The organism is Acidithiobacillus sp. IBUN Pt1247-S3 (assembly GCF_041146875.1).
Taxonomy (GTDB): Bacteria; Pseudomonadota; Gammaproteobacteria; order Acidithiobacillales; family Acidithiobacillaceae; genus Igneacidithiobacillus.
Genome location: NZ_JBFRXP010000023.1, coordinates 24,384 through 35,846, shown reverse-complemented (window position 1 = coordinate 35,846; position 11,463 = coordinate 24,384). Strand labels below are relative to the sequence as shown.

The 11,463-nt window shown below is 56.3% G+C and carries 13 protein-coding genes and 1 rRNA gene; all 14 read left to right on the top strand.

The annotated features are described in order from the left end of the window. Nucleotides 1-93: ribosomal RNA gene (gene rrf / locus AB4090_RS13205) — 5S ribosomal RNA — on the top strand; the annotation flags it as partial. Nucleotides 94-171: 78 nt separating this feature from the next. After that, nucleotides 172-981 (top strand): ferritin-like domain-containing protein, encoded by an 810-nt coding sequence (locus AB4090_RS13200; RefSeq protein WP_369574355.1) that lies wholly within the window; start codon nucleotides 172-174, stop codon nucleotides 979-981. Continuing rightward, on the top strand, nucleotides 974-1,975 hold the full coding sequence (gene tsaD / locus AB4090_RS13195; RefSeq protein ID WP_369574354.1) for a tRNA (adenosine(37)-N6)-threonylcarbamoyltransferase complex transferase subunit TsaD: 1,002 nt from the start codon (nucleotides 974-976) through the stop codon (nucleotides 1,973-1,975). The genes AB4090_RS13200 and tsaD overlap by 8 nt, the downstream gene beginning before the upstream one ends. Continuing rightward, entirely contained in the window at nucleotides 1,972-2,511 is a 540-nt protein-coding gene (locus tag AB4090_RS13190; protein ID WP_369574353.1) for a tetratricopeptide repeat protein, read from the top strand. Before tsaD ends, AB4090_RS13190 begins: the two co-directional genes overlap by 4 nt. A gap of 56 nt (nucleotides 2,512-2,567) precedes the next feature. Beyond that, nucleotides 2,568-3,419: a polyamine aminopropyltransferase gene (gene speE / locus AB4090_RS13185; protein WP_369574352.1), complete on the top strand. Its 852-nt coding sequence runs from the start codon at nucleotides 2,568-2,570 to the stop codon at nucleotides 3,417-3,419. Nucleotides 3,420-3,571: 152 nt separating this feature from the next. After that, on the top strand, nucleotides 3,572-4,240 hold the full coding sequence (locus tag AB4090_RS13180; RefSeq protein WP_369574351.1) for a hypothetical protein: 669 nt from the start codon (nucleotides 3,572-3,574) through the stop codon (nucleotides 4,238-4,240). 269 nt (nucleotides 4,241-4,509) lie between these two features. After that, nucleotides 4,510-5,508 (top strand): OmpA family protein, encoded by a 999-nt coding sequence (locus tag AB4090_RS13175; RefSeq protein WP_369574350.1) that lies wholly within the window; start codon nucleotides 4,510-4,512, stop codon nucleotides 5,506-5,508. A 72-nt stretch (nucleotides 5,509-5,580) separates the two neighbouring features. Continuing rightward, nucleotides 5,581-5,859, top strand: a complete 279-nt coding sequence (locus AB4090_RS13170) for a Flp family type IVb pilin (protein ID WP_369574349.1) — start codon at nucleotides 5,581-5,583, stop codon at nucleotides 5,857-5,859. A gap of 100 nt (nucleotides 5,860-5,959) precedes the next feature. Continuing rightward, entirely contained in the window at nucleotides 5,960-7,546 is a 1,587-nt protein-coding gene (locus AB4090_RS13165; protein WP_369574348.1) for a pilus assembly protein TadG-related protein, read from the top strand. A gap of 11 nt (nucleotides 7,547-7,557) precedes the next feature. Next, a complete protein-coding gene (locus tag AB4090_RS13160) occupies nucleotides 7,558-8,682 on the top strand; it encodes a hypothetical protein (RefSeq protein WP_369574347.1) in 1,125 nt (374 codons plus the stop codon). 74 nt (nucleotides 8,683-8,756) lie between these two features. Next, complete coding sequence (locus AB4090_RS13155) at nucleotides 8,757-9,623, top strand: TadE family protein (protein WP_369574346.1); 867 nt, start codon at nucleotides 8,757-8,759, stop codon at nucleotides 9,621-9,623. Nucleotides 9,624-9,626: 3 nt separating this feature from the next. Further along, the gene (locus AB4090_RS13150; protein WP_369574345.1) at nucleotides 9,627-10,307 is read left to right on the top strand and encodes a hypothetical protein; all 681 of its coding nucleotides are present in this window, start codon (nucleotides 9,627-9,629) and stop codon (nucleotides 10,305-10,307) included. Nucleotides 10,308-10,315: 8 nt separating this feature from the next. Continuing rightward, nucleotides 10,316-10,498 (top strand): hypothetical protein, encoded by a 183-nt coding sequence (locus AB4090_RS13145; RefSeq protein ID WP_369574344.1) that lies wholly within the window; start codon nucleotides 10,316-10,318, stop codon nucleotides 10,496-10,498. 37 nt (nucleotides 10,499-10,535) lie between these two features. After that, complete coding sequence (gene cpaB, locus AB4090_RS13140; RefSeq protein WP_369574343.1) at nucleotides 10,536-11,459, top strand: Flp pilus assembly protein CpaB; 924 nt, start codon at nucleotides 10,536-10,538, stop codon at nucleotides 11,457-11,459. Nucleotides 11,460-11,463 lie beyond the last annotated feature (4 nt).

Here is an 11,463-nt window from a genome sequence, read left to right as displayed (position 1 = left end):
ACCACCCCTTCCCATCCCGAACAGGACCGTGAAACGCTGCCGCGCCTATGATAGTGGGGGGCCTCCCCCCGCGAAAGTCGGTCACCGCCAGACGCCTATACCAAAAGCCCCATATCTTCGGATATGGGGCTTTTTCTTGGTATTGCGTGCAAGTCACCCCATAATGGCTGCATGAATGCACAGCAACAACAGGTACTCGCGGCATTACTGGAATGCACCATTGAGGCGAAGTTGGCAGCAGTCTTTGCCTTACCTACTTTGATCAATGATGCCCATGGCTGGATGGCGAGTCCGACGCCGGAGGAGCCCGGACATCCTGCACGGCTACGCTTGGTTGCGCCCCGAGATGTGCCGCGGCGGCGCAATCTTGCCTCCCGCCACGGGCGCTTTGCACTGTTACACGCCATCGCCCATATCGAGTTTAATGCCATCAATCTTGCCTTGGATGCGGCCTGTGCCTTCGCAGGATTGCCGGTGCAGTACTATACCGACTGGCTGCGGATCGCCAAGGAAGAGGCGGAGCACTTCTCTGCCCTGCGCCGATTGCTGTTGGCCATGGACGGCGACTATGGTGATCTCCCGGCCCACAATGGTCTATGGGAGATGGCCCTAGAGACCGCCGACGATCCGCTCAAACGCATGGCCCTGGTCCCGCGGGTTTTGGAGGCGCGTGGCCTGGATGCTACCCCGGCGATCCGTGCCCGGCTGCAAGCCCTCGGAGATTGGGAAGCTGATGTGGTATTGGCCGTGATCGAGCGCGAGGAAGTGGGGCACGTAGCCGCCGGATCGTACTGGTTTCGTTGGCTCTGTGCTGAGCGAGATCTTGATCCAGACAATCATTTTTTTACCTTGCTGGATCGCCACTATCGCGGCCGCGGAGGCGGCGACTTTGCCGAAGAGGCACGCCTTGCCGCAGGATTCTCCGTGCTGGAATTGCAACGGCTGCGGGCGCGTGCAGAAGGAGTAGAAGCGCGTGCCTGAGCTGATTTTGGGGGTGGAGAGCTCCTGTGACGAAACCGGATTGGCCTTTTACGAAATAGGTGTCGGCCTGCGCGCTGAAGTCCTATTCAGTCAGACAGAAATCCATGCACCCTATGGCGGCGTTGTCCCCGAGCTCGCTGCCCGCGACCACATACGCCGCCTGCCGCGGCTCTGGAGGGAATTACAGGAACAAAGTGGATTCGATCGTGCCGATGCGGTTGCTGTCACCAGTGGACCCGGCCTGATCGGCGCGTTGCTGGTAGGGGTGAGCTTCGCCCGCGCGCTGGCATATGCTTGGCAGGTGCCACTGATCCCCGTACACCATTTGGAGGGGCATCTTCTTGCTCCGTTACTCGATGGCGATTTGCCACTACCCGCCGTCGCCCTGTTGGTATCTGGCGGCCACAGTCAGCTTATCGCGATGCGCGCGTTTGGGCAGTATGAGTTGCTTGGCGATACACTGGACGATGCTGCGGGCGAGGCCTTCGACAAGGCAGCGAAGATCCTGGGCCTCCCCTATCCCGGTGGCCCGGCGCTGGCAGCGCTGGCTGAACAAGGCGATCCTACGCGCTTCTCCTTGCCAAGGCCGATGCTCGACCGGCCGGGACTGGATTTTAGCTTTAGCGGCCTGAAGACGGCGTTTCGCTTGCAGGCCGAGCGTCTGGCCGCCGACGATCAGCTGGCACGCGCGAATCTGGCTGCCAGTTTTCAGCAGTCTATTGTCGATACCCTGGTGGAGAAGTGTCGCCGTGCCTTGCGGCAAACGGGGTTCGCGCAACTCATTGTTGCCGGAGGAGTAAGCGCCAATCGCCAGTTGCGGAGCAGCTTGCAGGAAAGGCTTGCACCCTTGGCGCAGATCCACTTCCCTGGTGTTCGTCACAGCACGGACAACGCAGCCATGATTGCCCTTGCCGGGGCCACGCATTTGGCAGGTGCCGGTACTGCATTGCTTCCGTGTCGGACGCGCGCCCGCTGGCCCTTGGAGGAGCTATGAAAACATCCCAGGAACCGCCGTTTTCCCTGGATGAGCAAATTCAGGACGAGGCGGAGCGTAACGAGGACTTTGCCGAGGGGCTCGATTGGCAGCAGACTGGGCACTTCGCCGAGGCCGTCAAATCCTTTCGCAAGGCGCTGGATGCACAGGACGATCTTCCCCTGTATTGGACCTTCTATGCTTGGGCACTCGCAGAATCCGGCGATGTGCATGCGGCGATTGCCGCCTGTCGTAAGGCTATTGCCCTCGACCCGGAATGGGGCGTTGCCTGGAATGACCTGGGGGAATACCTCATGGAAAGCGGGCGCGTAGAAGAAGCCCTGTTCCCCATCCGTAAGGCTCTGCGCAGCAAGCATTTTGACCGCCAACATTTGGCGTATATGAATTTGGCGCGCTACTACCTGCACCACGGCCAGTTACGGCGTGCGCGCCAAGCCGCAGAAGAGGCGCACCGCCTGCTGCCCATCTTTCATCCCGCCAAAGAATTGGCAGAGTGGATTCGCGAGCGCCAAGAGGCCTGGGGAATCGATGATTGAATTTTATTTCTTGACTATACTTACCGCGCCACCCCTTCCTAACGACGAGGATTTCGATGAGTACGGAGCTTTGGTATAGCGAGCGGTATGAAGAACACGGCGCCGCCCTGAGTCTAAAGGTGCGCGAGGTCTTGCACCGGGAGCAGAGTCCCTATCAGACGATCGAAATTTTCGAGACCGAGCATTTTGGTACCCTCATGACCCTGGATGGCCTGGTCATGCTCACCGACCGCGACAACTTTCTCTATCATGAGATGATGACCCATCCAGCGCTGTTCCTGCATCCTGATCCCAAACGGGTTTTGATTATCGGCGGGGGGGATTGTGGCACCCTGCGCGAGGTGCTGCGTCATCCCGAGGTGGAATTGGCAGAGCAGGTGGAGTTGGACGAGCGCGTTACGCGCGTGGCGGAGCGCTTCTTTCCGCTCCTGTGCGAGCGCAACGACGACCCACGGGCGCGTTTCCATTTTCAGGATGGCATTGCTTGGACCGAGAACGCCAAGTCGGGTAGTTACGACGTCATCATTGTCGACTCCACCGACCCGGTCGGCCCCGCTGCGGGTCTTTTCAGCCCAGAGTTCTACGCTGCGTGTTTCCGCGCCTTGGCGGATAAGGGTGTCTTGGTTGCACAGTCGGAGTCTCCATTGCTGCACGCGGATCTCATCCGCCAATGCCAACGGCGTATGCAGGGTGCAGGCTTCGACTCGGTAGATAGCGTGTTTTTCCCGCAGTTTGCCTATCCATCCGGCTGGTGGAGCGCTACCCTGGCGCGCAAGGGTATCGAGCGTGACGCCTTTCGTCGCAGGGATGCCGAGCAGATGAGTGGCCTGCACTACTACCACGCAGACATGCAGGCGGCAGCGATGGTGCCGCCGGCCTTTTTGCGCGGGGAGCGTGCTGGAGGCTAGTAGGATGGTCTCGAGATTTTGTTGATGGTGCTGCCATCTAATTGTTTTTGTGCAACTAAAAAAATTCTCCCAGATTCATGAAATTGTAACAATTCTTTGCTATCCTCATTGGCATCTAAGCGGCCCACAGTGGCCGATGAGGGAGCGAACGAATGGCGAGAGCGTGGCCAGGGCTTCTTGCCCCTGCGCAGGAGTGTGCAGGGGCAGAGCCCATCGAGAGAATGCAACTGCGAATACCTGCAGAACACAAACTTTCTATGGGGTCGGTGCAAATTGACGCGCAGACTTTTCAAAAAATCAGGGTCTACCGGTCTGGCATCGGGCGCTTTGGGGCCATAGAAGCAGCGCCGTGGTGGCGTTATCCGAGAGCCCGTTGGGGCGGTGTTCCGCGTACCTTCCTGTCGTGGCTCAATAATCCTGAACCTGGCGAAAATGACTGGCATCGAAAAGTAAATCCCTCCCATCTGTGGTTTGTCGGGAAACTCACTTCATCCAATTACCGGCTTGCTGCCGAAGTGTGGTTCGCAGAGCCTGTTATGCAGCCTATAGAGGCATTGCGTGAGGTTCTCGATAGTGTGGAACGTATGATCCCCTTTGTCCCGCAATTGGGGGTTGCTGATTTACGGCTTGCACTAAGACTACTACGGGGTGAAAGCACTCGAGAGATAAGCGCCCAGATGGAGCTCACTGCCAGTATGGTTTATTCACGCGTATGGCGATTGTGTCGCATCTTTGGTGCAAAAAATCGTGCTGAATTGATGCAATCTTTGTGGCAAGTCTATCAGAGAAATTCCCATCTATTTACCGAGGTGTCATTGTGAAGCGTCCGGTCAAAAAGTTACTTTTTGCGTCTTTCTTTCTTTCCCTATCGCAGAGTTTGTTGGCGGCTGAACCTGGGACTGATCTGAGCTTTTTGGGACGCTATCCTGGTTCGGAAATGTTGCTCTATAACACGGCGCATTATGACGAGGTGAGCATGCCTCTCGGGCCGTTCAAAAGAGGAGGGGAACCGCTCCAGTCTAAAAAATTAGAGGGCCAAGTCGTCTTTATTGATTACAGAACGCCCAATGATCGTTCTCCCCTGGAGATCATGCGGAACAACGAACAAACGCTGCAACGCGAGGGATTTTCTATTCTATGGCAGTGCGCCAACAACGCCTGTAACGCTGATGGTGGACACGGTGAAGTATTAGATTATAACCCCATATGGTCATCGGCACCGCATCTGTATACCGCCTTTATCGGCGATGGTGGCGGGCGTATGCTCACCGCGCGTCTAGACTCACCCAATGGCGTGCAAACATGGGTCTTCATCCGCGTAAATGGGCCGGATAGCACCTCCATGGGCAGGCCATCGGGATCTAAGGAGCAAGTGTATGCGGTGCAGACCAAGCCGATGCAAACGGGTATGGTGACGGGTAGTGCCGAAGCCCTCAATGCAAGGGACATGGGCCAGGCGCTGCAAAGTCAGGGGCGTTTCAGTATGCATCTCCCGTTTGACTTCAATCGCGCCACCTTGCGTCCCGACGCTAGGGGACGGATTCAGCAGCTCGCGGATACCCTGCGTCAGCACCCCAACTGGCGCATCGGCCTCGACGGCCACACTGACAATGTCGGTACCTCGGCCTACAACCAAAAACTTTCTGCGGATCGTGCGGTAGCGGTTAAGACCGCCCTGATCAGCTCAGGAATTCCTGCCTCCCGTATTGCTACTCGGGGTTTGGGAGCCACGGTTCCGGCAGCGAGCAACGATAGCGATGCGGGGCGCGCGCAAAATCGGCGCGTGGAGGTCGTCAATCTCACTCCTGGCTTTGTGCCCGTGGCAGCAGATAGTCCCAACATGGCGCAAGCTTCGATGGCAGGGTCGGCAGCGCCCAGCATGGCCTCCGCGCCGAGCATGGGTTCTGCACCCTCGATGGGCGGCAATCAGACCAATAATGCCGCCAATCCAGGCGGGGTAGCGAATAACCCCGTCGCTAGAGAGGGGCAAACGATGGTGCAATCCGCAGCCGATGCAGCGCGTGGCGCGGTCAATTACCAGGTTGGGCAAGCAGTGTGGGGTGCAGTATCGGGAATTTTCGGGCATTAGGTCTCCGATAGCTTTTCCAGCGAAAAGATAATTTCGCCATCTTTTTCTTGTTGTCACTCTAGGGAGAATGTTATGAAGCAGGAATTCGTTCGTAAAAAGGCTTGTCAATCTGGCCAAGGAATGACGGAATATCTGATTATCGTTGCGCTGATAGCCATTTCCGCCATCGCAGTATTTTCTTTCTTTGGTCAGACGCTGCGGCATCAGATGGCAGGCATCGCACACGAATTAGCTGGCAAAGATTCTAGCGGAGATGTCAGTAAAGCGCAGGGGGCTTCCGATAATGCTTCCTCAACCGCGACCAGGAATAGAAAGATGTCAGATTATACGAGTGCTAAAGATCTAAACTGACGTTTAGGATAATCCAATAAATCATTTTTCAGCGCTCCTTTGGGGCGCTTTTCCGAAGCGTCGGTGTGCGGATGCTTCGGAAAATAGGTGGGAGCATATTGTGGATTGTTCGAAACATGTAGGATGTGGGAATACGATTGGGGCGTGTGCCATAAGCCTTGAGAACGGCCAGGCGGCGCTATTTTCCCTATTGTTGCTTCCTGCTGCCGTACTGGGATTATTACTGATTTTTAACACCGGGCAGGCGACGGCAACCAAATTGAAAGTGCAAAATGCCGCCGATGCAGCAGCCTTTTCGGCGATGGAAATGCAGGCTCGGCAAATGAATCTGGATGCCTATCTCAACCGCGCGTCCATTGCCAACGAGGCGGCGATTGGGCAGGCAGTTAGTTTGCTTTCTTGGGGGCGGTATGCCAAATCCGCGGCGGATAATATTGTCCTGGTGTTGGGGTACCTCAAAGCTATTCCATATATTGGACAAGCGTTTGCCATCGCGCAACAAATCATCGAAACCGAAGGCAAGCTCGCAGACTACTCCACGCAGTCCTATGCCTTGGCGTACCTGCCCCTGGCCAACGCTAGCGATGCCGCATTCTCTGGTGCGCAGGCAGCCTTCAATGGGGCGCTATTCCTCAACGGCCAAGGCTTTGCCGGACCATTGGTGGAGCAGGTGGTCAAGCTAAACGATCCGCAGGCCCGTTTGGTCTCTCCCGCGGCGCTTAGCGCGACTTATGCATCAGCCCGCAGTAACTACGTGAGTGGTGTGGGTAGTGGTCAGATGAAGCGGGATAGTTACGCACGGCAAGCCAGTTTGATTATGGAGAGTAGTGATGCGTTTACGCGCGACAGGTCCACGTCGCTGGGTTCTCCTCTTTCCCGCCCAAGTGCGTTGAGCTTGGCGCCATTTAAGTGGGGTACGCGCAAGGAGGGCGGTAGCCAATTGGCCCTGGTGGATCCTGCCGATGCGGATTCCGGATATGTATGGTCTGGTATGGACACCATACATACGTTTATCCAATTTAGGCGATATGGTCTCTTTGGCGGATGGAAAACCACGTTTGATCGATCCTGGGCCTATGGCGGCGCATTTTCCAAACCGGATACCAACAACTTCTACTACTACCAGAGTGAATCGCACAACTGGTCTCAGGCCTGGGTTGACCCTGATCATTTGGGCGATCAAAAACAGCTCTCCTTGCGCAGCATGCCGGTCTACCAGGGTAACTGGAGCAATGACGCGCGCGGCGCAAATCAGGTGGTTTCTGAGTACTCCGACAAGATCTCCACCGACGTTCCCTTGGGGCCCAGTTCTCGCGGGGCATCTTCGGGTATCGCCCCGTTTCGGGATTTGGTTGACAGGCAGGCGGACAATACCGACAACGCACCCAGCTATTTGGTTGTTGTCGAGCATCCTGTATCGGCAGTGCGCGACTCCGTGACCGCCTTGGGAATCTCCCAGGCTGCGCCGAAGAGGGCGGAATGGACGGACTTACGGTTGCAAACCAAGGGTGCGCATGACGCCATTCGCGCGGCAGCCAAGGCACAAGTCTATTTTCGCCGCCCCGATAGCCTCTGGCCCCGTGCCGATGGCCGTGACGAGCGCGCCAATCTGTACAGCCCATTTTGGTCCGCGCGGTTGGTGGATATGAGTCCTGCCGATCGGGCTTTGGTGCAAGGCTTGCCATGAGGAGAAGGCAAATGCAGTGCTGTTTGCGCACCTTGTTGGTTTTTGGCCTCTTGCTTTGGTCTGCAAACATTGCCTTGGCCGCCCCTGCACCTCAAGGTGCGGTCACGGCGCTGTTGAAAAGCGCGCCGAGCGGTGACCCGTGGCCCAAGGCGGAGCAGTTGTGCCGGTATAACGTAAGTAAGTGGCTGAACCATCAAAAGGAGGCTATGCACACTTGGGACCAAAATTACGTCTCGCCGGAGAATGTCGGTGCCGCAAATGCCTATTTTGATCGCATTGTTACGGAAACTCTGCGTGCTGGGAATCCAATGGATTCCGTGTGGCCAATCCCCAAAGGGGTCGAGTGGCAAGATGGTGTTCATGATTTCCCAATATTGGATCCAGCCGCCTTAGAGGGTAGATACTTCTTGGATCACCAGATATTTGCGCCGCTTGGCTTGGAGCATTGGAGAGTATTGCAAATGTCAGGCGTTTTTGCAGATCAAAAGCCTGAGTATAATTATGATAAGTTGCAGGGATTTTATCGTATGCTTGACATTGTAACCACGCTGCCCATGCCAACTCTGCGAAAATCGATTACAGCGATGATTGAGGCGAACGGTTACCGGATGGATTCCAGGGCTCCCGGACAAGATCCGGATTTGGATTCGTTTGTTTTCCATTTTCCTTGTAATCACATTGGCGTTATTGTGAGTTATACGAATGGTGCAACTGATCCTGATGCTCCAAAAGATATTCACAAGGTGATTTTTGATAAAATGGCCTTGCAGATTATCGATGGTGAAACGACCCGGGATGGAAAATTCCAGAAGGTTACACCCAAGATGCTCAATTATGTGAGTATAATACAGATGGCCCCTATACCGCTTGGAGAAGACACCGAGAAATATACTCGGCGTTATCTGTTGGGGAAAGTACAGCTAGACGCCAAAAAGAGTACAAAACAGATTGCCTTAGAAGAGAAAGCGGAGTCGGAAGCGACGGGAAAAGAGGTTATTCGAAATGCTCCGTGGTTTCGGCGGTTGATGGATGAAGAGATACTTCCCAACACCGAGAAGGTCGCCCAGATGCTTGGTCACACGGAGGAGTACCAGAAGTTGCGGAATTGGTGGGACAGAATGACTGGGGGCAAATGATGAAAAGGCGCCAAGATGCTTCGTCGGGTAGTGGAGTGTATCAGGTGCTAGCATCCGTAAGGAGCTGCAAGATCTTGCCTCGACCCAAGCAAACGCGTGAGGATGGGCAAGCATTGGTAGAGACGGTGGTAGTGGCCGGGGCGGTTTTGGTGCCCTTGTTTCTGGGAATGGTCTATGCGGGCAAGTGGGGGTTTACCCAAGACCGCGCCGTGGAAGCTGCGCGTTATGCCGCCTGGGAGCGTGTGGTTTGGCGCGCGCAGCCGCCTGCTGGCCGACAATGGACGGCCCAGCGCAGCGACGACGAACTCCGTCAGGACCTCACGGTTCGCTACTTTGGCGATCGTAACGAGAAAATCACCGCAGACAATAGCGGCGCGGCGCAAGGTTCCAGTAGCGAGCCCTTGCTCCACAAGCATGACGGGAAGCCACTGCTGACCGAGCGTGAAAGGCACATTACCTTGGCGACTCGGGAGGAAGGCAGCGCGATGGCGGGCGGCCTGCTGGGCAGCGCGTTGGCTGCGGCGAAGTTTGGTCGCGGATTGGGCATCGAAATGAGCGGTCCGACCGTGGCTACGGTGTCGGTAACCCTCGACGGCATTCCGCAACGGATGTTTCGTGAGGTTGGCCTAGCACAGAACTTGACCTTCAGCGCCCAGGCGGCGGTGCTTACGGATCCCTGGTCCGCCAACGGACCGGCTGAGGCCCAAAAGATCACCCAGGATTTCGCAAATCCGCCACAGATCGTTGCTACTCGTACCCTAGGGCAGTATGCGATCAAAGTGCCCATGTTGGCTTTGCGGGTAACTGCTTTCCTGTTGGGCGGGCTCTTTTCCGAGACGGATCGGTTTAAGCCCAGTGCCTTGGTGCCGGTGGATCAGGAGCTGCAATTTGGCGATCGCCTACAGCCCAGGCCAAACATACCGCGTTATATAGGACCGTAAACCTTGCGCATCATTACCCACCGTATTCTGCTGTTGCTCGGCTGTATCGCCAGCCTCGCCGCCACACATGCGGCGTTGGGGCAGGACATGCCTGCTTGGACTTTGCCCGAGGGCGCTGTTGCTACGCCGGTGGCAGAGCATATGGAGCTGAACGGCATAGCGCTGGACGTGCAGACTGTGCGAGCTGCTCTCCCGGCCAGGGAGCTCGAGACTGCCATGCAGAAAAGTTGCACTAGCGCGGGAGCAGACTTCCATGCAATGGACTCGGGGAGTGAGGGGCTGTGGCAGTGCCGACGCGAGGGTTGGTCGCAGGTCTTGCGTTGGCAGGGTCGTGGCAGCACCACGACCGGAATATTATCGACTATGCCGCTCGATCAAAAGCCTGCGGCTGTTGCCCCGGCACCATTGCCGCTGCCTGATGGTACGCAGCCGGTGAGCGATTTGGTTAGCTCCGATGGGGGGCTGCGCGGACGGGTGCTGCAGGTGGTTAGCCCGCTCAATACCGATCAACTTCGGCAGTGGTTTCTGGATGCGGCAAAGAGCCGGGACTGGAAACTGGCGCAGGCGCTAAGCCGTAGGCCGGGCGCTATGTCGCTGCGCAAGAAGGGGCAGTCCATAGACATTGCGTTTATGCCCGGTGCGCCGTCCCAAGTAAAGATTGTGATGGTGTGGCAAAACCGATAGGAATGATGATGAAAAACAAAAGAGAAGCGGGCCAGGCGATGGCCGAATATCTGGTGGTGACCCTGGTGGTGGTGATTGTACTGCTGGCACCGTATCCGAGCGCGGGGAGCCCTTCGGTGCTCACGCAGCTGGTGCACACAATCGGCAACGCTTATCAGGATTACTCTCGGGCATTATCCATTCCGGATTGAAAAAATTCATTTTATATTTATAAAAGAGGGGGCTGAAGTGGCAACTCCATTTCCAGAAGAGTCTGGCACGGTACAGAAAAAGCGGGCTCGCCCCCTGCGGGCGTGGATCGTTCTGGCGCTGGCAATATTGGCGGGTTTGGTTGCCGCGTACCTTGCCGTACAGACGTTGAAAACCAAAGAGCGCGATGCAATAGAACGTATCTTGGCGCGCTCTAACCAGGGCACGATTGATGTGGTGGTGCCGACGCAGAATTTGGCACCGGGCGCGTTGCTTTCCTATGCCGTCGTGTCCAAGCGCGCGGTTCCCGCCGACACCGCGCCGGCAGATGTGATTACACCAGAACAGTTCGATACCTACGTGGGACATCGGATCAATATCCCCTTGACGGAGGGGAAGCCGATTCTCAGATCCTACCTCAGTGGTAAGCGCGCCCTTGCCGATATTATCGCGCCAGACAAACTGGCGCTCACCATGACGGTAGATAATGTGAGTACGCTCAATGGCTTGCTGCAGCCTGGCGACAAAGTCGATATATTGTGGTTTTACAAGCCGCCACAAAATGACGCATCTGACGACCTTGCCAGCAAAGACGCGGTTCGATATCTGGATAGTGGGATCAAGGTAATGGCGACTGGGACGCGCACAATTTCCGATGATTCGCAGAGCGGCGTGAGTGATGATCCGGCGGCAGGCTCGCGACCAGAAAGTTTTTCGACGGTTACCTTGGAGTTGAGCCCAGATCAGGTTGAGAAAATGACTTTGGCGAAACGCCTGGGAGAACTCCAATTGGTCTTGCGTCCTGCAAACGCGCAGGGCAAGGAGATCAATAAGGTATTTACTATAAAAGACATTCTGGGAACTCACGAGCGTGCGCGGCGTCATTTCACGAGCGTGAGTGACACGATTGAATATATTGTGGGTGGCACGGGTGGCCATGTTGCCCGTATGCCGAATACCTAAGCTA